We start from the raw sequence: 24,984 nt of genomic DNA on the forward strand, positions 1-24,984 counted from the left end.
TTATAGTTCTTCTTCTGCTTCGACTGTCACAGCCTCGCCTAAAATTTCGTTTAATTCTGCTTTTAAGTTGTAGTGAGGGAATTCAATGATTTGCCATTCCCCTTGATGTGTTTCCACTAAAGCTGTCAATGATTCCACCCAGTCTCCTGAATTCATGTAGGCAATTCCGTCGATCATCTTGATCTCTGCTTTGTGGATATGGCCACAGATGATGCCATCCGCGCCTTTGGCCTTCGCTAATTCCGCTAATTTCTCCTCAAAATCCGAGATGAAATTCACCGCCGCCTTCACTTTTTGCTTAATGACCTGCGATAAAGAATAGTAAGGCTTTCCTTGCCAGCTGCGGTATTGATTATACCATTTATTCAGCCACAACAAGAATGTGTAGCCGATATCGCCTAAATAGGCTAGCCATTTCATTTGGCTCGTAATACTATCGAAAATATCGCCGTGTGTAATGAAGTATTTCTTGCCAAAACTCTTCAACATATAATCCTGGCGAATCGAAAACTGCTTTCCAATCTTCAAGGGAAGTACTTGCTCTAGGAAATCATCATGATTCCCGCGCAAATAAATCACCTCCGTATCCCACTTATCCATCATCTTTAAGACGCAACGGAAAAATGCCGTGTGCTTCTTCTTCCAGCTACCGCCCTTTTTAAGCTGCCAGCCGTCGATGATATCGCCGTTTAAGATGAGTTGGTGGCACGAATGTGCACGTAAAAATTCGTTTACCTCGGCTGCTTTAGCTCCCTTGCTACCTAAATGCAAGTCAGATATAACGATCGTTTTGTAGGTGGGTTGAGAAGGATGGCCCATTGGTTACCTATTTGGTTTACCAAAAATAGACCACCACTTTTAACTCCTGATTAAGCAAATGTTACGCTAAAGTTAAATCTACCAGACCATCGGAACCTCGATCAACAACACCTTCGTGTCCGCTGTCGCTGCCTGCACCTCAATGCTTTCTGTTTGTGAAATACCGATCGCATCGCGTCTACCTAGCTTTTCGCCAGCCACTTCGATACCACCCTCAATCACAAACACAAAAGCCCCTTGCTGTGCCCCGTGTAGCGCATAGCTCAGACTTTCGCCCGCGTTTAATTCCGTTAGATTAAAATAAGTATCCTGATTTACTTGAAGTGAATCGATGTCCGTTCCCAGTGGCGAAACCACCGTCTTCCATTGCCCCTTAAAATCAGCTGCATTATAGCTACGCTGATCATAACGCGGCGTGATATTTTTCAATTTAGGCATTACCCAAATTTGGAAAAGCTCCAAAGCCTCCGTCTGGCTCGCATTAAATTCTGAGTGATAAATCCCAGACCCCGCAGACATAACCTGCACGTCCCCTGCATTAATAATCCCATTCGTTCCCATCGAATCCTCATGCGCCACCGCACCTTTCATCGGAATGGTCACAATCTCCATATTATCATGTGGATGTTTGCCAAAACCCATCCCAGCCGCTATGTAGTCATCATTCAACACGCGCAACGCACCAAAATGAATTCTCGCCGGATTATAATAGCCAGCAAAGCTAAAACTAAAGGCGGTCTTCAACCAGCCGTGATCGGCTGTTCCGCGGGAGGAGGCAGGGTGTAGTTCGGTTTTCATATTCAGTTGTCAATCGCTAGTCGCTAGTCGCTAGTCGCTAGTCGCTAGTCGCTAGTCTATAATTTTCGGATGCAAAGTTCGAGATTTTTTAACTCTTCTCTATACTCTATTATCTCTAATCTTCTAAAACCAAAAGAGCCAGAACAAAGTTCCAGCTCATTTGACTCTCGACTAGTGACTAGCGACTAGTGACTATAGATACTGATTCGCGTTTGTCGCGTTCAAGTCTTCGAAAGCTGTTTTTAAACGAGCTACCAAAGTCTCTTCGCCCTTACGTAACCAAACACGTGGGTCATAATATTTCTTGTTCGGAGAATCGTCACCTGTTGGGTTACCGATTTGGCCTTGTAAATACGCTTCGTTCTTCTTGTAGAAGTCTAAAACGCCTTCCCAGAATGCCCATTGCGTATCTGTATCGATGTTCATTTTGATCGCACCATAAGATAATGCCTCACGGATTTCCTCACGAGATGAACCAGAACCACCGTGGAATACGAAGTTGATTGGTTTCTCAGCAGTTAAGCTATATTTCTCTTTGATGAATTCTTGTGAGTTCTTCAAAATGATGGGTTGTAATTTCACATTACCCGGCTTGTAAACACCGTGTACGTTACCGAATGCCGCAGCGATCGTGAAACGGTGGGAGATTTTGGACAATACTTCATAAGCATAAGCCACCTCTTCCGGTTGTGTATATAATTTAGAAGAATCTACATCTGAGTTATCCACACCATCTTCTTCACCACCTGTAACACCTAATTCGATTTCTAAAGTCATGCCCATTTTAGACATACGCTCTAAATATTTTGCGCAGATTTCTAAGTTTTCTTCCAAAGGCTCCTCAGACAAGTCAATCATGTGCGAAGAGAACAAAGGTTGTCCCGTTTCAGCGAAGAACTTCTCGCCAGCATCTAATAAACCGTCGATCCAAGGCAATAATTTTTTCGCACAGTGGTCCGTGTGTAATACTACTTGAACACCGTAAGCTTTCGCCATTTGGTGAACGTGGTAAGCACCTGAAATCGAACCTGCGATGGCTGCAGCTTGATTCTCGTTAGAAAGAGACTTTCCAGCGTAGAAAATACCACCACCGTTAGAGAATTGAATGATTACTGGAGAATTCACGGCTTTCGCTGCTTCTAATACTGCATTTACAGTATCTGTACCGGTAACGTTTACAGCCGGTAAAGCGAATTGATTTTTCTTTGCGATCTCAAATAACTCTTGAACCGCATCTCCGTGCAACACTCCTGTTTGATTGGATAAACTTGACATAATGCTTTTTTTTCTTGGGAAATAAATAAAAACTGCCTGATTTTCAGCAACTAAAGCCCAAAAATACAAAAGATTATTCGTTTTTCGAGGGGGGAACGCGCAAAAGCGCGAAGTCATCGCTGCGCGATTTAGTCACGACTATATCGTTTAGTCGTCACTGCGTGACTTAGTCGACTTCGCCTTAGTCGCGACTGCGTCGCTTAGTCGCCTACGGCCTTGTCTTTTGTTTTTATTGACTCTTTGCCTAAGTCACGCAGTGACGACCAATTTGCACTTTTCAAAGAATAAATTATTTAACAACTCATTGATTATCATATAACCTGTATCCTTTTAACACGCTATATTTTTGGTCACTAATTTAAACTAATCTAATCTTATGAATGTAATTCAACACTTTCAAGGACATAGATACATGAGTAAATCCAGACAATGGGTTATTATGTGTATGGCTGTTCTATCCTTGATTTCAGGACCATTAATTCCTGTTTTTGGGCAAAATAAATCGTCTATCACTATTACGGGTATTGTAACTGACGCCACGACTAAAGAGCCTTTAGCTGGAGCAACTGTATCTGTTAAGGGTTCTACTAAAGGAACTACGGTAGACGTGGCAGGTAAGTATTCAATCAGCGCTCCATCTGAAAATGCAGTTTTGGAAGTTAGATTTATCGGTTACACCACCAAGTCTATCACGGTTGGAAAACAAACGGAAGTTAATTTTTCTTTGTCTATGACGGCGTCTGATTTAGACCAAGTAATCGTAGTAGGTTACGGAACTCAGAAAAAAACAGATGTGACGGGTTCTGTTAAATCTGTTGCAAGTGAGTCATTTAATAAAGGTATCATTAACTCGCCCGAGCAATTATTACAAGGTAAAGTGGCGGGTGTAAATGTAACTTCAGCGACGGGTGAACCAGGAGGTATTCAAGGAATTACGGTACGTGGTCCTGGTGGAATTCGCTCTGGATCAACACCGTTATTTGTGATTGATGGCTTAGCTCTAGATAATTCGACAACAGGTGGAGGAAATCCATTAAACTTTTTGAATCCTCAAGACATTGAGACCATTGATGTATTAAAAGATGCTTCTGCTACGGCGATTTATGGTTCTCGTGGAGCAAACGGAGTTATTTTAGTGACGACTAAAAAAGGGAAAGCGGGTGCTTCGAAATTAGAACTTTCTACAAGTGTAGGTATCTCTTCTATTGCTCGCGCGCTACCAGTTTTATCAGCTGCAGAATTCCGCAAGCAAGTAGTAGCCAATAGTGGTGTGTTAGAAGAATTCAATTCGAATACGGATTGGCAGAGAGAAATTACACGCGATGCTTTGACAAAAAACTACAACCTTAGTTTAGGTGGTGGCGCTGATAAGTTGACTTATTACGCGGCGTTTGGAGCACAAATGCAGCAAGGTATTTTGAAAAACAACCAGCTAGATCGCATGACTGGTCGCATCAATGTAAATCAAAAATTCTGGGATGATCGCTTGAATGTAGATGCGAATTTAAACTTCTCGAATACGGTAAATGAGCGCCCAGCAATCGAAAGTTTATTAGGAACGGCAATTTCAAATAACCCGACTTTACCAGCTTATTTAGCCGATGGCAAGACACCAGCCACTTTCGTAAGTTCATCTAACCCATTGACTACCCTGCAATTATACAAGGATATTAATACGACAAATCGTTTTATTGCGAATGTCTCACCTTCGATAAAACTAGCAAAAGGTTTGGTTTATCGTTTGAACTATGGATATGATAATTCAACATCTGTTCGGGATGTTCAAACTTTAGCGAGTAGTGTCCCTAAAATTGATGGTCGTTTAGATACCTACAATACGAGCAACTTAAATAATTTGATTGAAAATTATTTGACGTATAATTTAGAATTAGGAGATCATACAGTGGCGGCTTTATTAGGTCATTCGTATCAAAAAATCCAATACCAATGGCGCACATTTAGTATCAATAAATTCCCCATTGTTCCTACAGAACCTATTTACAATCCTGGAATTGGTCAAGAATTAACATTAGCGACAAATAAGCCTGCAGGTGCTGCTTTCATTAATGAATTGCAGTCATTCTTCGCACGTGCTACTTATCAATACCAAGACAAATACTTGGCTACGGCAACGGTTCGTGCGGATGGTTCATCGAAGTTTGGTGCTAATAATCGCTATGGTATTTTCCCTTCTTTCTCTTTAGGATGGAGAATTTCGGAGGAGCCATTCCTACAAAAATCAGCTGTAAGCAATTTGAAATTACGTGGAGGATGGGGCCAAACAGGTAACCAAGAAATCCCACCAAAAATTACGCAGCCTTTATTCACGGCAGTGGTAAGTGGAACCACTTCGTATCCAATGGACGCGTCTACTTCTTACCCAGCTGGTATTACGTATTCTCGTTTGGCGAATCCGGATATTCAATGGGAGGTTTCTACTCAAATGAACTTGGGTCTTGATTTTGCTTTTTTAAATGGAGCCCTTTCTGGTTCGATCGATGCCTTTAATAAGGTCTCTACGAACATGTTATTAGAGGTTATTCCAGCAGATCCAGTTCAACCAGCAAGTTCGGTTTGGACGAATGTGAAAAACATGGAAATCTTGAACAAGGGTGTTGAAGTAGATTTAGACTACAAATTCACTACAAAATCAGGGGTTAAATTTAATGTAGGTGGTAACTTAACCTTGATCCAAAATGAGGTGAAAGGTTCTCCTTATTCGGTCATCCCTTCTGGTTCTGCTTCGGGTTCAGGTTTGACATCAGCTACGATTAATGGCTACATTAATGGTCAGCCGATCGGAACCTTCTTCTTAAAAGAATTCATTGGATTCGATGACAAGGGAATGAGCATTTACAAGGATCAAGATGGCGATGGAATTATAACAGACAAAGATCGTATTGCAGCAGGAACAGCTTTGCCTACTACACAATACAATATGTTTGGAAATGTAGCCTACAAAGGCTTTGATGTAGGTTTGCAATTTAATGGAGTAGCGGGAAATAAAATTTACGATAACACGGCTAACGCAGCGTTTTATAAATTGAAAATCGCGAAAAATACGAACGTGGTTCCAGCAGCTTATGCAGATGCAAAAGAGTCCATTAATAATGCGGCTCCTATCTCCACCCGTTATTTGAAAGACGCAGCCTTCTTGCGATTAAATAACGTAACCTTAGGTTACCAGTTTGACACCAAGAAATTAGGTATTAGTAAGTTTATTTCAAATGCACGTTTATCCGTGACTGGACAAAATCTTTGGGTTCAAACAAAGTATGATGGATATGATCCTGAAGTAAATAAAGACAACTCGATTAATGGGGTTCTTTCTTACGGTATCGATTACCTAAGTTACCCGAAAGCGAAGTCTGTCATTGTTGGTTTAAATCTTACATTCTAATTTGAATAGCAAAAAGAAATGAAAAAGTTAAGAAATATAGCCATCGTATTGGCGGGGATGTCAGCCTTAGTAGGTTGCTCCGATTTAAATGAAAAAATTCTAGACGAGTACAATGCAGCTGGCTTAACAGACAAGCAAGCAGCAGACGGTATGATTGCACCAGTATATGCCGTTTTACCTACCATTTTCCAGCACACGACTTTGTTCGCATTGCAGGAAATTTCTACGGATGAGGCCATCTTGCCTTACCGTGGAGGTACGGATTGGGGTGATAATGGTATTTATTTATCCTTGCACAAGCACGAAACAACTTCGACAGATCCGAATGTCAGAAATACATGGAACGCGATTTTAGCCGGTATTTCACGTTCAGTGACGGCTATTAATTCCTTGAAATCAAATAAGGATGCAAATGCAAATTTATACATTGCTGAGGCGCGCGGAATGCGAGCTTTTTACAACATGATGATGTTAGATTTGTATGGAGTGGCCTTCTCAAAAGAAGATTTAGGCGATGTAACAACCATCATGCGCGGAGAAACTGCCATTACTTATATCAAGAATGAGTTATTAGCAGTTGAACCTCAATTAACGACTTCTGCTGGACCTGGACGTTTAACGAAGGGAGGCGTATGGGCATTATTGGCTCGTCTACACTTAAATGCAGCAGCATGGCGTGATCCTTATGGAACCCCTACTTTCAAGTCGGAAGATATGGATAAGGTAATTGAATACACAGATAAAGTAATTAACTCCGGCCAATATGCTTTATCTACTGATTACTGGGATATCTTTAGCAACGTAAACCATACGAACAAGGAGTTGATTTTTGCAGTGGATCAGCGTGCTGAATTAAATGGGCACAACCGTTTATCTTATTTCTCTTTAGCAAATGATCAACGTCCATTACCTGCTTATCCAGCAGCAAACGGTACGGATGGTCCAGCTATTACGCCTACCTTCTATCAATCATGGGTTTCTGCCTATGGTTCAGTCGATCCTGCAGACGCTGACCCTCGTTTTTACAAGCAAAATGTGGTAAAAGCAGATGATCAATGTGTAGATCCTACGAAATACAAGATTGATCGTGGTATTTTACGTGGCCAGCAATATGGTTTGATCTACGCATCAGGTGCTTTTGTGAAATGTGCAGATGGTAAATCATTAAAGGTAGGTAAGTTGATGAATAGCCGTGGAAAAGGGAATCCATCTGTTATTCACGTAGAGCAGGTAGATTATACAACAACAGGAAGTGATTATAGCGCAGGTTTCCGCGTGGAGAAATATGAGTTCTCGGATAAATCTTCGTCTGGTCGTAATTTTGGCGAAGCGGACATCATGATCGTTCGTTTAGCTGATATGTATTTAATGCGTGCGGAAGCAAAATTGCGTAAATCGAACGACGCGGCAGGCGCCTTATTAGATGTAAATAAAGTGCGTTTAGCGCGTACGGCTAATTCAGCAGCATCGGCTTTAACGACGATTAATTTAGACCTGTTATTGCGTGAGCGTGGATTCGAATTCTATTGGGAACTACAGCGCCGTACTGATTTAATTCGCTTTAATAAATACGAGGATAAATGGACAGAGAAAACGAATACAGACAAAACAAAACGTGTTTTCCCAATTCCTCAAACGGCTATTGATGGAGCATCCAATTTACCTGGATATCTGAAACAAAATGCAGGATACTAATCGTTTAATTTAATCATTTGGTTTTCTTAAAAACGCTCAGGTTTCTGGGCGTTTTTTTAATTTACATCCATGAAGAAACTACTGCTACTTTTACTCTCACTTTCTGCCTTTGGCCAAACCGATTCAATTGTTCGTGGCCCCTATTTGCAATCGATGACTTCAGAATCGGTCATTATTCAATGGCGTACAGCAACGCCCATGGCTAGTCGTATCCTTTTCGGGGAGAATTCCTTGAATCAAGTTGCATTGGATACGAATCAAGTGATTGACCATGTGCTGAAAGTAGGGGGACTTAAAACGAATAAAACCTACAGCTATTCCATTTCAGAGGGGAAAGGGGGTAAATTTCATACGAAGCCGAAAGCGGGAGACCCTAATTCAGTGCGTGTATGGGCTTTAGGGGACTTTGGATATGATACACCTAATCAAAAAGCCGTACTAAACGCCGTTAAAAATTATACGGCAAAGCAACCTATTGATGCGTGGATTTGGTTAGGGGATAATGCTTACAATACTGGTAAAGAAGAGGAGTACCAAAAATACGTTTTTGATGTCTATGGCAAAGATTTTTTCCCAAATCTAGCGCTTTATCCAGCACCCGGAAATCACGATTATGCAGGGAAACATGATCCCACGAAGCCGCCGTATTTTACTATTTTTACGCTTCCAATGGAAGGGCAGTCGGGCGGTGTTCCGTCTCATTCTGAATCCTATTATTCGGTGGATTATGGCTCGTTACATCTTATTTCGTTAGACACGGAATTGCGGGATGCAGCTGGAAATCAAGTGATGGACGGGAAAGGGGATCAGTATGATTGGTTAGCCAAAGACCTAGCCGCTAATCGTCTCCCATTTACGATCGTCTATTTTCATAAGCCCCCTTATTCGAAAGGCTCGCATGATTCGGATACAGAATTGGATATGAAAAATATGCGCGAAAAGGTGAATCCAGTTTTCGAGAAATACAAAGTAGATATCGTTTTAGCCGGGCATAGCCATGTGTATGAAAGAACGTTACCCTTGCGTGGGCATTTTGGGATAAATGATACGTTTGACGCTTCTAAGCAGGTAGTCGCTACGGAGAAATCGCCTAATCACTACATAGTGGGTAAAAATGGGCAAGGTGTGATTTACATCGTGAATGGTTCGGGGGGCAAGTTAGGAGGAAGGGAACCTGGATTTCCGCTAAAATCGGCAGTCTACACAAATACGGAAGTAGGTGGATCGATGATTATAGATGTAACTAATACGAAGCTAGAGGCAAAATGGCTGGCAGCCGATGGCCTGATCAGGGATCAGTTTATCATCGAAAAACGATAATATCAAATTGTTAAATTTGACTTGCTCGGGATAAGCAATTCAGGTCTTTACTGTAATTTTCCTGCAAATAAATAGATATGAAATTCACTTCCCTAACCCTCCTTTTTTTAGGCCTTTCGTTAGGTGCCTTCGCGCAGAAAGATTTAAAGTCCGATCTTCAATCGAAGCGCGTGACGCTTCCTAATGGTTGGAAATTATCTCCATATGGTACTTCTATTGCTTTGGGAGATTTACCGTTAAATGTGGTCGTTTCCCCGGATCAAAAATATCTTTTAGTGACGAATAATGGCCAAAGCGTCCAAAGCCTTCAACTAATCGATGCGGCTACCAATCAGGTGCTAGACTTTCAAAAGTTACCTAAATCTTGGTATGGTCTGAAAGTAGCGGCAGATAATAAAACCGTATTTGTTTCAGGTGGCAATGACAATTGTATTCGGGTATTCCATATTCTATCAGGGAAATTAGTGGAGCAAGAGAAAATTGCATTAACGACAGAATTAAAGGCAACTATTTCACCAGCGGGTATTGAATATGACGATGCGACCGGAATGTTATATGTGGTAACGAAGGAGAATAATTCGCTTTACGTGGTGGATGCTGCTAAAAAGGCGGTGCGATCTGTTCATGCTTTGCCTGCTGAGGCATTCACTTGTCTTTTGGATAAAAAGAAAGAGATTTTGTATGTATCGGTTTGGGGAGCGCGTCAAGTTTTACCGTTTGAAATCAAAACCAAAACGTTTGCAAAGCCCATCGCTGTAGGCGATCACCCGAACGAAATGCTAATCACGAAAAATGGGCAGGTAATGTTTGTGGCGAATGGAAATGACAATTCCGTTTCAGTGGTTGATTTGCACGCAGGTAAAGAAATGGAGGTTTTAAATGCAGCACTAGTTCCAGATGCGTTAGAGGGTAGTTCGACGAATGGTTTGGCCTTATCAGCAAACGAGGAAAGATTATACGTTGCAAATGCAGATAACAATTGTTTAGCGGTATTCGAAGTAGAAAAGCCAGGGCAATCAAAATCACTTGGATTCATTCCAGTAGGTTGGTACCCAACGGCATTGAAGATCGTAAAAGGTAAATTATTCGTGGCTAACGGTAAGGGTTTTTCTTCTTTCGCTAATCCGAAAGGGCCTAATCCGATTGCGAAAAAACAAACCGTTACCTACCAAAAATCAGATAATACGATAGCGGCACCGAGTCAATATATTGGAGGTTTAATGAAAGGGACGATGTCCGTTTTCAAAGAACCTACGACAAAGGAATTAGCCATATTATCAGAGGCGGTTTATAAGAATACGCCTTATACGAAGGAAAGCGAAATACATGCGGCAGGGGAGAAGGGAAATCCGATTCCAATGAAAGTGGGAGATGCATCCCCTATTAAATATGTCTACTATATTCTGAAAGAAAACCGCACGTATGATCAAGTATTATCCGATGTGGCGGGAGGAAATGGAGATACGACCTTATTGTTGTTTGGCGAAAAGTATACGCCTAATCAACACAAGTTGGTGAAGGACTTCGTTTTATTAGATAATTTCTATGTGGACGGTGAGGTGAGTTCAGATGGTCATAACTGGTCTACATCTGCACATGCAACGGATTATTTAGAGAAAACCTGGCCTACCTCGTACGGTGGACGTGGCGGAAATTATGATGGAGAGGGTAACCGCGCTATTGCGAATCCGAAGAATGGATTTATTTGGGATTATGCGAAAAGAGCAGGGATTTCTTACCGCACCTACGGGGAATTTGCCACGGATTTCAAACCTAATATTCCAGCCATTGCTGATCATTTTTGCCCAGATTATGCTTCATTTGATCAAGACGTGATGGATACGACTCGTTTCCACGCTTGGAAAAGAGACTTTGATCGCCTGCTTGCGTTAAATCAAGTGCCTCGATTTAATTCGATGCAATTCCCAAATGACCACACAGAAGGTCAGCGTTTGGGCAAAAAGACCCCATTTGCCTACGTGGCAGATAACGACTACGCGATTGGTTTATTTATTGAACACTTATCGAAGTCCCCTATTTGGAAAGAAACAGCGGTATTTATTGTAGAAGATGATGCCCAAAACGGCCCAGACCACGTAGACGCTCACCGCACAACCGCTTATGTAGCGGGTGGATTTGTGAAGCGTGGATTTGTGGATCACACGCCTTATTCAACTTCGTCGATGTTACGCACCATTGAATTAATCTTAGGCTTGCCTCCGATGAGTCAATACGATGCGGCGGCTACACCGATGTTCCGTAGCTTTACTTCGACGCCGAACCTGACGCCATTTACTCACGAATTACCCCGCACAAACTTGTTCGAGCTGAATGTAAGAGATACACCGAGTGCACAGAAAAGTGCTAAATTTGATTTTAAAAAGGAAGATTCGGTGCCTGATTTAGAATTCAGTGAAGTGATTTGGAAGGCCGTGAAAGGTGAGGATTCCATCATGCCTGCACCGCGTAGAGCGGCTATTTTAGCTACGACAGAAGAAGATTAAAAATGAATTTTATTGTATTGAGTATGTTAGGCGTCCGTTTGGCTTTTGCGAGCCTTTCGGACACCTTGGTTAATGTAGTGGTCAGCGCAAGCAGACAACCTGTGGTAAGTCAACGTCTTGCGATACCTGTATATGCGTCTAAAGTAAAGAGTACACAACTAATGAATACACCGGAAGTACTTTCGAGCGTTCCGGGCGTGTTTTTACAACGCACGAATCAAGGTGGAGGCTCTGCCTTTGTTCGCGGCCTGACGGGAAATCAAACGCTGCTGGTCTTAGACGGCATTCGCTTTAATAACTCTACCTTTCGCTACGGCCCTAATCAATACCTAAACACGATTGACCCTTTTTCCCTCGACCAAATCGAGGTAGTTCGAGGTTCGGGCTCTGTTCAATACGGATCGGATGCGTTGACTGGCGCGGTGCATTTAATTTCTAAAAAACCGACTTTTGGAGCGAAATCATGGTCTGGGCAGCTCTTGGGAAGGGGAATCAGCCAAGGCATGGAGCTCAGTGGCTTAGCTCGATTACAATTTCAATCAGAACGGAATTCGATTTCCGTCTTGGCCGGGAAGAAATCGTTTGGAGATATTCGTCGCGGAGGCGGAGGATCTTTTCAGCGTCCCACAGGATATGAAGAACAAAATCTCCAAGTGCAATACCGCGCAAAACTAGGGGAGCATTTTACCCTCGAGAACCTTGTTCAACAGAATACACAAGATCACGTCCCTGTCTATCACAAAATTCAATTAGAAAACTTTGCCTTGAATGAAATGACTTTGCAGTCGTATCTTCGGGGATATTCTCGCCTAACTTACCAGGGGCAGCACAATTTGCTGCAAACCGCTGAAATAACAGCGTCCTTACAAGAAAGTATCGAGGAGAGAGCCTTGCAGAAAAAAGGCTCCAGCACCTTGCGAAAAGAGGCAGATGAAGTTAGAACTCTTGGAATAATCGGCTCTTTTAAAAGTGAGTTTGTCCCTGGACTTCATTCATCGACAGGCCTAGAATTTTACGCGGATGGGGTAAGAAGTCGTCGCCAAGATGTCAATACGAAAACGACTGCTTTACGTGCCTTGTATCCAGATAAATCACGATATGCTACCTTTTCGGCCTTTTCTTTGCATGAGTGGGCCTATCAATCGTGGCAAGTACATGCCGGTTTGCGCTACCAACAGATGACTGCTTTTCTTCCAGACACAACGGTGAAAGATGCACAAATTTCAGTAGGAGCTTTCGTTTATGATGGCGGTCTATCGTATGCGCTTAGTCCGTCATTCACGGTTTTTGCTTCCATCGCATCGGGTTTTCGTGCGCCTAATTTAGATGATTTAGGCAGTTTAGGAATCGTTGATTTTCGGTATGAGCTTCCCGCCTACCAGTTAAAGCCGGAATATTCATTGACGAAAAATATCGGATTTCGGGTCCAAAACCGACGTTACAGAGCAGAGTGGTCAGCTTTTCATACTTCGCTGACGAATTTAATTACGCGGATTAAAACGACGGAAATTATTCAAGGATATCCGGTATATCGCAAAGAAAATGTGGATCAGGCCTATCTCTATGGTTTTGAGTGGTCACAAACGCTGGTGCTAGGGGAACGGTTTAGTGTAGGAAATTCGATTTCCTATGTTTTGGGCCAAAACCAAACGCAAAACGAACCAATGCGCCGCATTCCTCCTTTCAATGGAAATCTGTCTGTGAATTACCAACTCGATAAAGGAAACATTGCATTGCTTTGGCTTTTTGCGGATCGCCAAGACCGACTTAGCGCTGGAGACAAATCAGATAATCGGATGAATCCAGGTGGAACAGCCGGTTGGGGCATTCTTCAGTTACAAGCTTCGTATAAACTAACGCCCCACATTCAACTAGGTATGCAGGGCGTAAATTTAGGCGATGTGCCTTATCGAATGCATGGATCAGGAATCGACGGCATGGGCCGCAGCCTTCATTTGCAAGTCGGATACAGTTGGTAATTAGTGATTTTTTCGCTGATCTTCCTCATCATCCATCTCTACCGTCTTCTTGATTTTACGCCAATCGATCGTGCGATTATAGCGAATCATCGTCTTATCCGCATCGAAAATGCGTTTATCCGGGAAGCTAAACTGGTAAGGCTTGAAATTAGGGGTGTCTGTAAAAAAGTCATCCAAAACGCTCGCCGTCTGATCGTAATGATTCACGGCAGGAACGCCTAACAAGGTATAAATTACGCGCAATATCGACCCAAAATTCGCATGGCGATGTGACACATAATCTCTTTTGACATAAGGTCCGGCCATCATCAAGATACTGCGGTGTGCATCGATGTGGTCAACGCCCCCTTGGGGATCATCCTCCGTGACGATCACTAGCATATCTTTCCAATACGGCGTGTGGGATAAAAACTGCAACATGCGACCTAAAGCTAAATCGTTATCCGCCATAAACGACGATCGGTAAGGGAATCCTGCTGCGGAATCAACATCAGCTCCGTGGTCATTTGGAAGTTGTATAGTCACTAAAGCAGGCATTTTTTCTTTGCCGCTTAACCATTTCTCTGTGAATTCCGTCTCGAACTGTTGCACGCGGAATTGATCTGGAATGCTCATATTAAAGCCCGCATAATTGTGGCTGGTGTTTTTGTACAAGGCCTTCTGCATCGGTACCATCACAATATGACCCGCCCCCGTCAAGGTATCTGACCAATCTTCGCGCACGTGTCCTGTCTCATTTGCCTCGCCAAAATTGTAAAAAGGAATATTCTTGCGCTCTAAAGCCTCCCAAATTCCGCCGATCTCTGCATAATCCTCCGGGTCCATACTTCCTGTGGAACCTGGAAAACGACGTCCTGGAGCCTCTGAGAAGATCTTCGCTGTTTTGCTGACACTAGAATTCGTTTCCACCCATTCATTCGGAATCACGCCCATCATCCAGTGGTGACCGTGAATCGAGGCATCGCTATCGCAATAGAAGTTATCACTCATGGAGAAGGCTTTTGCGATTTGGTGGTGATTAGGAGAAACGTCGGCATTTCTAAACGTTTTACCTTTTTCATAAACCGTACGATTCAATCCGTAGCGGGCAATGGTAGTATCCCCCTTAGCTCCCTTAAACTGACCAAAAACCTCATCATAGGTTCTATTTTCCTTTGTTATATACACGATGTGTTTGATAGGAGATTGTCCCGGTTTAGCCAGCGAAAAGGTTTTGTTGCCTCTGTTAGCGGCATCTTTCACTACAAATGTATTGTTTTTAACCCGCTGGGTTAGGCTAGCTAATTCTGCGGAAGAAGGCATAGGTATCGTTTGGAAAGTACCTAATTGCACATCCCCAATGTAAGTCCCTTGTTTAGGTGCTTTATAACCTGCTCCACCATTTGGACCCGCACCATATCCACGGCAGGAAGTCACGTACAAAGTTTTTTCATCCTCTGAAAGTTTCACACGAGTAGGCCCCCATCCCGTGGGAATAAATCCACTAGTTTTCTTGGAAGCTACATCGATCACCGCCACCGCATTTAAGCCTAAAAGTGTGACATATAATGTTTTTTCATCCTTACTTAAGGTCAAACCGAACGGTAAATATCCCCGACGCTTATCTAATAAAGAAGAAAATTGAATTGGGATGTGGGTTTTAATCTGTTTGGTCTTGTAATCAATCACCGCAATATTATCGTTCGTCGCATTGCTGACGTAGACATATTGCGATCCTACCGCTACCGAATTAGGGCTAGAACCACCCACAACTTCCATCTCCTCCACCATTTCCCCTAACTGAAAACCAGGTTTATATACTTTAACAGTTTTGTTCGTTTTTAAATCTATTTGGAATACACTCATCGCCTCATCTGCGCGTGGATCTCCCACCCCTGGAATCTTTTTGCCCTCTATAACGGTCCCCTCTTTCGATTCTTTCGTATCATTTCCATACGGATGGTACGGAATATACTGCGTTTTGAGATTCTCTGGCGTCGTTCCCTCTACTAAAGGATAGGCATACATGCCCACATTTGCTACGAAGGCAGATTGATGATCAGGACTAAGCGTAATCCCAAAAGGCAAGCGGCCAGTTCCCGTACTCGATTTCAATCCTCCCGTTCCTAGATCAATGCGCACCATTCGATAATTTGCCTGATCTAATACAAGTAGTTCATTCGTTTCCGGCATCAACACCATATCGGAAGCAAAACTATCTTTATATATTTTCTCACCAATTGGGCCGTCCAAGGAAAGCGTTCTCATGACAGCTCCCGTCACAATATCTACTTGATACACATTCCCAGCATCTCCACCGCTCAGAAAAAAGCTCTTGCTATCAGCAGCAAACACAATCCCTAGGAATGAACTTTTGCCATAAGGAGAGATTTTATCTGGTGTTCCGTAAGGAGGAAAACGTTTAGACGTGTTCGTTTGTAGGTCTACTCGCGTGAACGCAGCATTGTGAACGGTTACAGCCCATTTTTTATCAGGACTAATCGATAGTCCAAAAGGGTCATCCGTAATACGAATCGTCTTCCCAGCCGGTGTAACATAACGACCACTAGGTAAAACAGAATGGCCATTCGTGTCTATTTTGGCAAACTCGTCAAGTCCAGGGACCTCTAGTATTTGCTGTGCATTTGCTTTAATAGCAATGAGGGATAGGATAATCAGTAAGCGGATTTTTTTCATGGTAAGGAAATGTTTGCCCTAAGTTAGATAAGGTAGGGGTAAGGTATATTAAGGGAGTGATAAATTTGAGGAGCGACTCAGTCGTCAGTCGGGAGTCATTAGTCGCTAGTCGTCACTGTGTGACTTAGTCGACTTCGTCTTAGTCCGAAGGCATTCACCATTTATCATTTATCATTTATCATTCACCATCCCCCTGACTACTGCCCACTGACTACTGACTACTAATTGCTTGATTTTCAAAATATTTTTAACGCACCTCTTGTTTGTATTATTTTTTTTCCTACCTTTGCACTCCCGTTCGACAAACGCAGTTTTTTATTCAGAGAGAGGTTGGCAGAACTTCCCGAATTTATTTAAAACACATAAAATGCATGTCAAACAGGTCTTAAATCGAGGAAAGCTTGATTTTTGTGTTAGAACTGGTATTGATTGATGACCGTTGAATGCCCAGCCCATTAATTAAATATTAAGCTACACAAGGTGTTTTTTCGCTGTTATCCACAGCGGGTCCATCTTGTCGCCTTATACCAATTCTGCTTTTTTTTATTGTTTAGATTCCTATATCACGTTCAGTTGAACGATGATTTTGAATAAAAGTCTTACAACAAGCCTCGGTAGCCTTGTAAGCATATTTATATTTTAAATATTAACATATTATGTCAGGAATTATTGGTAAAAAAGTCGGAATGACTAGCCTATACATGGAAGACGGTAAAGCTGTTCCATGTACGCTAATCGAAGCCGGTCCTTGTGTGGTTACACAAGTGAAAACTGTAGAGAAAGAAGGCTATAACGCTGTTCAAATCGGCTACGGTGAGAAGAAAGAAAAGCACACAACAAAATCTTTGTTGGGTCACTTCAAGAAAGCAAATACTACTCCCAAGAAGAAATTGGTAGAATTTCGCACGTTTGAGCAGCCTCTAGCTTTAGGGGATGTTTTAACTGTTGAAATGTTACAATTAGATACGTTCGTAGACGTTGTCGGAACATCTAAAGGTAAAGGTTTCCAGGGTGTTGTTAAGCGTCACGGTTTTGCCGGTGTGGGTGGTCAAACTCACGGTCAGCATAACCGCGGTCGTCACCCAGGTTCAATTGGTGCGTGTTCATTCCCATCTCGTGTATTCAAAGGCTTACGCATGGCGGGTCGTACAGGTGGTAATCGTGTAAAGGTTCAAAACCTTCAAGTTTTGAGAATCTATCCAGAGAAAAACTTATTAGTAGTTTCTGGATCAGTACCTGGAGCTAAGAACTCATACGTAATCATTGAAAATTAAAAATTGGGCCTAGCCTAAACAATAGACATTCTGAAACATGGAATTATCAGTATATAACATAGCAGGAAAAGATACCGGAAAGAAAATTACTCTTTCTGACGAAATCTTTGGTATCGTTCCTAACGAGCATGTGGTTTACTTAGATGTGAAGCAATATTTAGCTAACCAACGTCAAGGAACTCACAAAGCGAAAGAGCGTGCAGAAGTTTCTCGCTCGACTCGCAAGATTAAGAAACAAAAAGGTACGGGTGGTGCACGTGCAGGTTCAATGAAATCTCCTTTGATGAAAGGTGGTGGACGTATCTTCGGACCACGCCCACGTGATTACCACTTCAAATTGAACAAGAAAGTGAAAGCTTTGGCTCGCCAATCAGCTTTAGCTGCTAAGGCTCAATCTGGTGATATCGCGATCTTAGATTCAGTTTCATTCGCAACGCCACAAACAAAAGCGTATTTAGCAATGTTGAAAGCGCTTCAATTAGATAACACAAAAACATTATTGATCACTCCAGAAGTAGACAAGAATGTAGTATTATCTGGTCGTAATGTTCCAAAAACTAAGGTTACAACCGCAGGAGATGTGAACACATACGATTTAGTGAACGCAGGTAAGTTGTTAATCACAACTGCAGCGATTGAAAAAATTGAGTCATCATTCAGTAACTAATTGACAGAAGATTTTCTGTTATAAACGAAAATAAAAATGGGCATTATTAAACGTCCGGCCTTGACTGAAAAGTCGCAAGCCATGCAAGAGAAAGGCCAATACACGTTTGTTGTTGAGTTGACAGCAAACAAGATTGAGATTGCCAAAGAGGTGAAGAAGATGTACGGTGTTGATGTTCAAGATGTGAGAACAATGCGTCAAATTGGAAAAGTAAAATCCAAGTCTACACGTACTAAAGTCACTTCTGGACGTACTTCTACGATCAAGAAAGCAATTGTAACAGTAGCTCCAGGTGAAGTAATTGACTTCTACCAAGGAATCTAATTAAAAAAACTAAGGGGGTTCATCCCGATAAATTGAACTAATTAAATGGCAGCAATTAAAAAAATTAAACCAACAACTCCAGGACAACGTCAGCGCATCGCGCCTACGTTCGAGGAGATTACTACGGACAAACCGTACAAGCCTTTACTAGAACCGATCAAAAGAACGGGTGGTAGAAATGCAGATGGTCGTCGCTCAATGCGTTACATTGGTGGTGGTCACAAGCGTCGTTACCGTGTGATTGATTTCACTCGTGCGAAATTTGATGTTCCTGCAACGGTATTAACAGTAGAATACGATCCAAACCGTACTTCTCGTATCGCTCTTATTGAGTATACAGACGGTCAGAAATCATATATCTTGGCACCAGCTGGAATCCAGGTAGGCCAAACAGTTATCTCAGGAGAGAAAGTAGCTCCAGAGGTGGGAAATACATTGCCTTTGGCAAACATCCCGTTAGGTACATTAGTGCACGCAATCGAATTACAACCTGGTAAGGGAGCTGAAATGGCTCGTTCTGCTGGCACGTACGCTCAATTGTTAGCACGTGATGGAAAATATGCTACCTTGAAATTGCCTTCAGGTGAGATGCGTATGGTATTAGCTCGTTGTCTTGCGACAATCGGTACAGTATCTAACTCAGATCACATGAACGTGAACTTAGGTAAAGCTGGACGTCACCGTTGGTTAGGTCGTCGTCCACGTGTTCGTGGTGTCGTAATGAACCCAGTTGATCACCCGATGGGTGGTGGTGAGGGTCGCTCTTCAGGAGGTCACCCACGTTCTCGTACCGGTTTATTGGCTAAGGGTAAGAAAACTCGCAATCCAAAGAAACACACTAATCGTCTTATCATCAGTAGAAGAAAAAAATAGTTAGATGGCACGTTCACTAAAAAAAGGTCCTTACATTGATTACCGCCTTGATAACAAGGTTCAGGCTATGAACGAATCCGGAAAGAAATCCGTGATTAAAACATGGTCTAGACGTTCAATGATCTCTCCAGATTTCGTAGGTCACACATTCGCAGTACATAACGGGAATAAATTTATCCCTGTTTTTGCAACTGAAAATATGGTAGGTCACAAATTAGGTGAGTTCTCTCCAACACGTAACTTCCGTGGTCACGTGGCGAAAAAAGACAAAGGTAAAAGGTAAATAGATAGACTCTCGGGTCTTAATCAATATTGAAAATGGAAGCAATTGCTAAATTAAGAAATGTTCCTACGTCGCCGCAGAAGATGCGTATTGTCGCAGACATGGTACGTGGACAGAAAGTATCCAAAGCGTTGGGTATCTTAAAATTTGAGCCCAAAGTTGGTGCTAAATCGATAGAGAAATTATTACTCTCTGCGGTTTCTAACTGGCAAAACAAGCATGTCGATGCTAAAATTGAGGAAGCGGACTTGTTCATCAAGACTATCTTCGTTGATGGAGGTGCTTCGATCAAGCGTTTACGTCCTGCTCCGCAAGGAAGAGGTCACCGCATCTTGAAGCGTTCAAATCACATCACTTTAGTAGTGGCTTCTTCAGAAGCTCCTGCTTTAGAAACAAGTTCAGCAGAATAATTAACTATTAGATAAAACAAGAAATGGGACAAAAAATTAACCCCGTTGGATTAAGATTAGGTATCGTAAGAGGTTGGGATTCTAATTGGTACGGAGGAAAGACTTTCGCAGATAAGCTTGTTGAAGACGAGAAAATCAGAAAGTACGTTGCCGCTCGTATTCCAAAAGGATCTATCTCAAAAGTTATTATTGAGCGTACCTTAAAGCGCATCACTTTGACAATCAACACAGCTCGTGCTGGTGTGGTTATCGGTAAGCAAGGTGCTGAGGTAGACAAGGTAAAAGAAGAGTTAAAGAAAATCACTGGTAAGGATGTTCAAATCAACATCTTTGAGATTAAGCGTCCAGAAATCGATGCGAAATTAATCGGGGAAGCAATTGCTCAACAATTACAAGCTCGTATTTCATTCCGTCGTGCAATGAAGCAAGCTATCGCTTCTGCGATGCGTGTAGGTGCACAAGGAATTAAATTAAAATTATCAGGTCGTTTAGGTGGTGCTGAAATGGCACGTTCTGAAGGATACAAAGAAGGACGTATTCCTCTTCATACGCTTCGTGCGGATGTTGATTACGCTATCTCTGAAGCTTTAACTGTTTACGGAAAGATCGGTATCAAAGTATGGGTATTCCGTGGAGAGGTTTTCGGTAAGCCAGATTTATCTCCTAATGCAAACATGGGATTACAATCAACTGCAGCGGATTCTCGCGGTGGTGATCGTGGACCTCGTGGACGTGGTGATGACCGTGGTCGTGGCCGTCGTCCAGAAGGAGCAGATCAAGGTGGTGACCGTAACAAACCAGGTGCTGGCGGTGCGAACCGTGGCCGTGGTGGAAAGCGATAAAATATATTTGAATTAGATATTAGACTTATAAGAAGATGTTACAACCAAAAAGAACGAAATTTCGTAAGCAACAAAAAGGTCGCGTAAGAGGTGTTGCAACCCGTGGCCACGAGATTGATTTTGGATCATTCGCTATTAAATCTTTAGAGCCAGGTCGTATCACAGCTCGTCAAATTGAAGCAGCTCGTATCTCGGTAACCCGTGCTATGAAACGTGAAGGACAAGTTTGGATTCGTGTTTTCCCTGATAAACCTATCACTAAGAAGCCTGCAGAGGTTCGTATGGGTAAGGGTAAAGGTGCTCCAGAATATTGGGTAGCTAATGTTCGTCCAGGAACTATTTTGTTTGAATCGGCAGGGGTTCCTTTGGCGATCGCTCAAGAAGCTTTACGTTTAGCGGCACAAAAATTGCCAATGCGTACGAAGTTTGTAGTTCGTAGAGATTATTCAGAATAGGATATTAGACCTACAGTTTAATACATCCAAATAACATTGTTATGAAAAACGCAGAAATACAAAAACTAGGAGTTGAAGAATTGAAGAAGCAGATTGCTGCTGAGCAAGAGAATATCTCTCGTTTGAAATTAGCTCACGCTATTTCACCGATTGAGAATCCAATGCGCATTCGTCAAAACCGCAAATTGATCGCGAAGTTAGAAACTGCTCTAAGCGCGGCAAAAAAAGCTTAATTTAATTAATTTTTAATAGGCCGGTTCAAATACGCTATCGGCCAATTGTTTAACATTAATCCAACAACCATGGAAGAAAGAAATCTAAGAAAAGTTAGAATTGGGAAAGTGGTAAGTAACAAGATGGACAAGTCTATCACGTTAACAGTTGACCGTAAGGTAAAACACCCATTGTACGGAAAGTTCGTACAGAAGACTACTAAATTGATGGCTCACGACGAGAATAACGAGTGTGGCATCGGTGATACAGTTAAAGTAATGGAAACACGCCCTCTTTCGAAGAACAAGTGTTGGAGATTAATAGAAATCGTCGCTAAAGCGAAGTAATTCTATATTGTTATACAAAATTTAAAATTTAAAGATCAAATATAATGTTACAGCAAGAATCAAGATTGGGTGTAGCGGATAATTCTGGAGCAAAAGAAGTTTTAGTCATTCGCGTATTAGGCGGTACTGGCAAAAGATACGCTTCTATTGGAGATAAAATTGTCGTTTCTGTGAAGTCAGCACTTTCTTCTTCTAACATGAAGAAAGGAACCGTTTCAAGAGCAGTAGTTGTTCGTGTGAAGAAAGAAATTCGTCGTAAAGATGGTTCATATATTCGTTTCGAAGATAACGCAGCCGTTTTATTAAACGCAAATGATGAGCCGAGAGGAACTCGTATTTTCGGGCCAGTTGCGCGTGAGTTGCGTGATGCAGGATTCATGAAAATTGTTTCCCTAGCCCCTGAAGTTTTATAATTAGATGAGATATTGGGTGAACCCAATTTAATAATCATACAATGGAAAAAAATACAAGTAAACCAGCAAAATTGCACGTTAAAAAAGGAGATACTGTTCAAGTGATCGCAGGTAATGCGAAAGGCAAGACGGGTGTAATCACTCAAGTGATCGTTGAAAAATCTCGTGCAATCGTAGAAGGAGCTAACTTGCAAACTAAGCACGTTAAGCCATCTGCAGCTAATCCTCAAGGAGGAATCGAAAAGCGTGAAGGTTCAATCCACATCTCTAACCTAATGGTTGTAGAAAACGGAAAGCCTGTACGTACAGGTCGTAAATTGAACGAGAAGGGTAAATTACAACGCTATTCTAAAGCGACTGGTAAATTTATCGCATAATTAGAACTTAACCGTGGGTCGGAAATCCACAAAATATACTACAATGGCAGTACCTAGATTAAAAGAACGTTTTGTTAAGGAGGTTGTACCAAGCTTGAAAGAAAAGTTTCAGTACAAGTCTATCATGCAAGTGCCTAAGATTACTAAAATCGTAATCAACAAAGGCGTAGGAGCCGCAGTGTCGGATAAGAAATTAATCGATATCGCTATCGAAGAAATCACGCAGATCGCTGGTCAAAAAGCGGTAGCGACGATCTCTAAGAAAGCTATCTCGAACTTTAAATTACGTGAAGATATGCCTATCGGTGTGAAAGTAACGTTACGTGGAGATCGTATGTACGAATTCTTAGATCGTTTGACAACAGTTTCTTTAGCACGTGTTCGTGACTTTAAAGGAATCTCTGAAAAAGGATTTGATGGTCGTGGAAACTATACATTAGGGGTTAAAGAGCAAATCATCTTCCCTGAAATTTCAATCGATAAAGTAAGTAAAATCTCTGGTATGGATATCACGTTTGTGACGACAGCCTCAACAGATGAAGAAGCTTTCGCTTTATTAGCAGCGGTTGGAATGCCTTTTGCAAATCAAAAAAAATAAATAGCCCTTTAGGCTTTCATAAAAACCTTTAAATTTTTACAAAATGGCTAAAGAGTCAGTAAAAGCAAGAGAAAGAAAACGCGAAGCAGCAGTTGCAAAATATGCAGTGAAGCGCGCAGCTTTAAAAGCAGCTGGAGATTACGTTGGATTGGATAAACTTCCAAAAAATGCATCTCCTGTACGTTTACACAACCGTTGTAAATTAACAGGACGTCCTCGTGGATATATGCGTAAGTTCGGTATTAGCCGTGTTACGTTCCGTGAAATGGCATCCAATGGTTTGATTCCAGGTGTAACTAAATCAAGCTGGTAATATTATTTGATTAATTAAATTCATTTTTGTAATTTTGCAGGCCCATTTTAAAAGACCTGCGGCAAATTTAAAAACAATGACAGATCCAATAGCAGATTATTTAACCCGATTGAGAAATGCCTTGAAGGCACGCCATAGGGTAGTTGAAATTCCTGCTTCCAACATTAAAAAGGAAATTACGAAAGTACTTTTTGATAAAGGATACATTTCAAACTATAAATTCGATGATTCATCCGTACAGGGAACCATCAAAATTGCGTTGAAATACAACTCAGTTACGAAGCAACCCGCTATCGTTAACTTGACTCGTATTTCTAAGCCAGGTCTTCGTAAATACAATGGTGCTGAAGAGTTACCACGCGTATTGAACGGATTAGGTATCGCTATCTTATCTACTTCTAAGGGAGTAATTACAGATAAAGAAGCTCGTACTTTACACGTAGGTGGAGAAGTACTTTGTTACGTATATTAATTTTTGTTTCACGCTGAAAGGAGAGCAATCTCGGAATTTAAGCTATAATTTATTACAATGTCAAGAATTGGAAATAAGATTATCACCATCCCTGCAGGAGTAACTGTAGAAGTGAGTGCTGGTAATTTAGTGACAGTAAAAGGACCTAAAGGAACTTTGTCACAACAAATTGATCAAGATATCATCGTTAACATCGAAGAAGGTGTTTTGACTGTGGCTCGTCCAACAGAACAAAAACGTCACAAAGCGATGCACGGTTTATATCGTTCATTGATCAACAACATGGTCGTGGGTGTGAGTGAAGGATACCAAAAAGTTTTGGAAATCATCGGGGTTGGTTACAAGGCCGCAAATCAAGGAAATATTTTAGAATTAAGCTTGGGTTACTCTCACGCGATTTTCATGTCGATTCCTGCTGAAGTATCTATCGCAACTGCAATGGAGAAAGGAAAGAATCCAATGGTTACATTGAATTCGATTGATAAGCAATTAATCGGTCAAGTAGCTGCGAAAATCAAGTCTCTACGTCCAGTTGAACCATACAAAGGTAAAGGTGTTCGTTTCTTAGGAGAGCAAGTACGTCGTAAAGCTGGTAAAGCAGGCGGTAAAAAATAAATTATAAGCGTGGGCCGGAAATCCACACAAACAAGTTAACAA

Annotated in this window: 25 protein-coding genes; 21 read left to right on the forward strand and 4 right to left on the reverse strand. The window is 41.8% G+C overall.

Annotated elements, in window-relative coordinates:
* From V7S74_RS07375 to fbaA, 3 genes are all read right to left on the reverse strand, one after another.
* Window positions 1–819, reverse strand: a complete 819-nt coding sequence (locus V7S74_RS07375; protein ID WP_406778135.1) for a UDP-2,3-diacylglucosamine diphosphatase — start codon at window positions 817–819, stop codon at window positions 1–3.
* Window positions 820–897: 78 nt separating this feature from the next.
* Window positions 898–1,617: a pirin family protein gene (locus tag V7S74_RS07380; protein ID WP_406778136.1), complete on the reverse strand. Its 720-nt coding sequence runs from the start codon at window positions 1,615–1,617 to the stop codon at window positions 898–900.
* 192 nt (window positions 1,618–1,809) lie between these two features.
* The gene (gene fbaA / locus V7S74_RS07385) at window positions 1,810–2,892 is read right to left on the reverse strand and encodes a class II fructose-bisphosphate aldolase (RefSeq protein WP_406778137.1); all 1,083 of its coding nucleotides are present in this window, start codon (window positions 2,890–2,892) and stop codon (window positions 1,810–1,812) included.
* A 445-nt stretch (window positions 2,893–3,337) separates the two neighbouring features.
* Here fbaA and V7S74_RS07390 point away from each other — a divergent pair, with 445 nt between their 5' ends.
* From V7S74_RS07390 to V7S74_RS07410, 5 genes are all read left to right on the forward strand, one after another.
* Complete coding sequence (locus V7S74_RS07390) at window positions 3,338–6,292, forward strand: SusC/RagA family TonB-linked outer membrane protein (RefSeq protein WP_406778138.1); 2,955 nt, start codon at window positions 3,338–3,340, stop codon at window positions 6,290–6,292.
* Between the two features lie 18 nt (window positions 6,293–6,310).
* Window positions 6,311–7,987 (forward strand): RagB/SusD family nutrient uptake outer membrane protein, encoded by a 1,677-nt coding sequence (locus V7S74_RS07395; RefSeq protein ID WP_406778139.1) that lies wholly within the window; start codon window positions 6,311–6,313, stop codon window positions 7,985–7,987.
* A 69-nt stretch (window positions 7,988–8,056) separates the two neighbouring features.
* Window positions 8,057–9,307 (forward strand): metallophosphoesterase, encoded by a 1,251-nt coding sequence (locus tag V7S74_RS07400; protein ID WP_406778140.1) that lies wholly within the window; start codon window positions 8,057–8,059, stop codon window positions 9,305–9,307.
* Window positions 9,308–9,384: 77 nt separating this feature from the next.
* On the forward strand, window positions 9,385–11,811 hold the full coding sequence (locus V7S74_RS07405) for a beta-propeller fold lactonase family protein (protein ID WP_406778141.1): 2,427 nt from the start codon (window positions 9,385–9,387) through the stop codon (window positions 11,809–11,811).
* Window positions 11,812–11,813: 2 nt separating this feature from the next.
* Window positions 11,814–13,790, forward strand: a complete 1,977-nt coding sequence (locus tag V7S74_RS07410) for a TonB-dependent receptor plug domain-containing protein (protein WP_406778142.1) — start codon at window positions 11,814–11,816, stop codon at window positions 13,788–13,790.
* On the opposite strand, the gene V7S74_RS07415 is transcribed toward V7S74_RS07410, so the two are convergent.
* Window positions 13,791–16,466, reverse strand: coding sequence for a bifunctional YncE family protein/alkaline phosphatase family protein (locus V7S74_RS07415; protein ID WP_406778143.1), 2,676 nt, complete (start codon window positions 16,464–16,466; stop codon window positions 13,791–13,793).
* Between the two features lie 656 nt (window positions 16,467–17,122).
* Between V7S74_RS07415 and rplC the strand changes: the two genes are divergently transcribed.
* The 16 genes from rplC to rplF all read left to right on the forward strand — a co-directional run bounded on the left by rplC (window position 17,123) and on the right by rplF (window position 24,942).
* Window positions 17,123–17,740 carry a 50S ribosomal protein L3 gene (gene rplC, locus V7S74_RS07420; RefSeq protein ID WP_406778144.1) on the forward strand — a complete coding sequence of 206 codons (618 nt, stop codon included), beginning with the start codon at window positions 17,123–17,125 and terminating at the stop codon, window positions 17,738–17,740.
* Window positions 17,741–17,777: 37 nt separating this feature from the next.
* The gene (gene rplD, locus V7S74_RS07425) at window positions 17,778–18,407 is read left to right on the forward strand and encodes a 50S ribosomal protein L4 (RefSeq protein ID WP_130895445.1); all 630 of its coding nucleotides are present in this window, start codon (window positions 17,778–17,780) and stop codon (window positions 18,405–18,407) included.
* Between the two features lie 36 nt (window positions 18,408–18,443).
* Window positions 18,444–18,731, forward strand: a complete 288-nt coding sequence (gene rplW, locus V7S74_RS07430) for a 50S ribosomal protein L23 (RefSeq protein ID WP_223131599.1) — start codon at window positions 18,444–18,446, stop codon at window positions 18,729–18,731.
* Between the two features lie 45 nt (window positions 18,732–18,776).
* The gene (gene rplB, locus V7S74_RS07435) at window positions 18,777–19,604 is read left to right on the forward strand and encodes a 50S ribosomal protein L2 (protein ID WP_406778145.1); all 828 of its coding nucleotides are present in this window, start codon (window positions 18,777–18,779) and stop codon (window positions 19,602–19,604) included.
* A 4-nt stretch (window positions 19,605–19,608) separates the two neighbouring features.
* On the forward strand, window positions 19,609–19,887 hold the full coding sequence (gene rpsS / locus V7S74_RS07440; RefSeq protein WP_130895442.1) for a 30S ribosomal protein S19: 279 nt from the start codon (window positions 19,609–19,611) through the stop codon (window positions 19,885–19,887).
* Window positions 19,888–19,922: 35 nt separating this feature from the next.
* Window positions 19,923–20,297 carry a 50S ribosomal protein L22 gene (gene rplV, locus V7S74_RS07445; protein WP_406778146.1) on the forward strand — a complete coding sequence of 125 codons (375 nt, stop codon included), beginning with the start codon at window positions 19,923–19,925 and terminating at the stop codon, window positions 20,295–20,297.
* A 23-nt stretch (window positions 20,298–20,320) separates the two neighbouring features.
* Complete coding sequence (gene rpsC / locus V7S74_RS07450) at window positions 20,321–21,139, forward strand: 30S ribosomal protein S3 (RefSeq protein ID WP_406778147.1); 819 nt, start codon at window positions 20,321–20,323, stop codon at window positions 21,137–21,139.
* A 35-nt stretch (window positions 21,140–21,174) separates the two neighbouring features.
* Window positions 21,175–21,594 (forward strand): 50S ribosomal protein L16, encoded by a 420-nt coding sequence (rplP, locus tag V7S74_RS07455; RefSeq protein WP_377980627.1) that lies wholly within the window; start codon window positions 21,175–21,177, stop codon window positions 21,592–21,594.
* 41 nt (window positions 21,595–21,635) lie between these two features.
* Window positions 21,636–21,827 carry a 50S ribosomal protein L29 gene (rpmC, locus tag V7S74_RS07460; protein WP_406778148.1) on the forward strand — a complete coding sequence of 64 codons (192 nt, stop codon included), beginning with the start codon at window positions 21,636–21,638 and terminating at the stop codon, window positions 21,825–21,827.
* A gap of 69 nt (window positions 21,828–21,896) precedes the next feature.
* Complete coding sequence (gene rpsQ / locus V7S74_RS07465) at window positions 21,897–22,154, forward strand: 30S ribosomal protein S17 (RefSeq protein ID WP_406778149.1); 258 nt, start codon at window positions 21,897–21,899, stop codon at window positions 22,152–22,154.
* A gap of 44 nt (window positions 22,155–22,198) precedes the next feature.
* On the forward strand, window positions 22,199–22,567 hold the full coding sequence (gene rplN / locus V7S74_RS07470; RefSeq protein ID WP_223131596.1) for a 50S ribosomal protein L14: 369 nt from the start codon (window positions 22,199–22,201) through the stop codon (window positions 22,565–22,567).
* Window positions 22,568–22,608: 41 nt separating this feature from the next.
* Window positions 22,609–22,944, forward strand: coding sequence for a 50S ribosomal protein L24 (gene rplX / locus V7S74_RS07475; RefSeq protein ID WP_130895435.1), 336 nt, complete (start codon window positions 22,609–22,611; stop codon window positions 22,942–22,944).
* Window positions 22,945–22,987: 43 nt separating this feature from the next.
* Window positions 22,988–23,542: a 50S ribosomal protein L5 gene (gene rplE / locus V7S74_RS07480; protein WP_406778150.1), complete on the forward strand. Its 555-nt coding sequence runs from the start codon at window positions 22,988–22,990 to the stop codon at window positions 23,540–23,542.
* A 43-nt stretch (window positions 23,543–23,585) separates the two neighbouring features.
* Window positions 23,586–23,855, forward strand: coding sequence for a 30S ribosomal protein S14 (gene rpsN / locus V7S74_RS07485; RefSeq protein WP_130895433.1), 270 nt, complete (start codon window positions 23,586–23,588; stop codon window positions 23,853–23,855).
* A 76-nt stretch (window positions 23,856–23,931) separates the two neighbouring features.
* A complete protein-coding gene (gene rpsH / locus V7S74_RS07490) occupies window positions 23,932–24,327 on the forward strand; it encodes a 30S ribosomal protein S8 (protein WP_130895432.1) in 396 nt (131 codons plus the stop codon).
* Between the two features lie 57 nt (window positions 24,328–24,384).
* Window positions 24,385–24,942, forward strand: coding sequence for a 50S ribosomal protein L6 (rplF, locus tag V7S74_RS07495; protein ID WP_406778151.1), 558 nt, complete (start codon window positions 24,385–24,387; stop codon window positions 24,940–24,942).
* Window positions 24,943–24,984 lie beyond the last annotated feature (42 nt).

The sequence above is a fragment of the Aquirufa novilacunae genome (assembly GCF_045310505.1).
Classification (GTDB): domain Bacteria; phylum Bacteroidota; class Bacteroidia; order Cytophagales; family Spirosomataceae; genus Aquirufa; species Aquirufa novilacunae.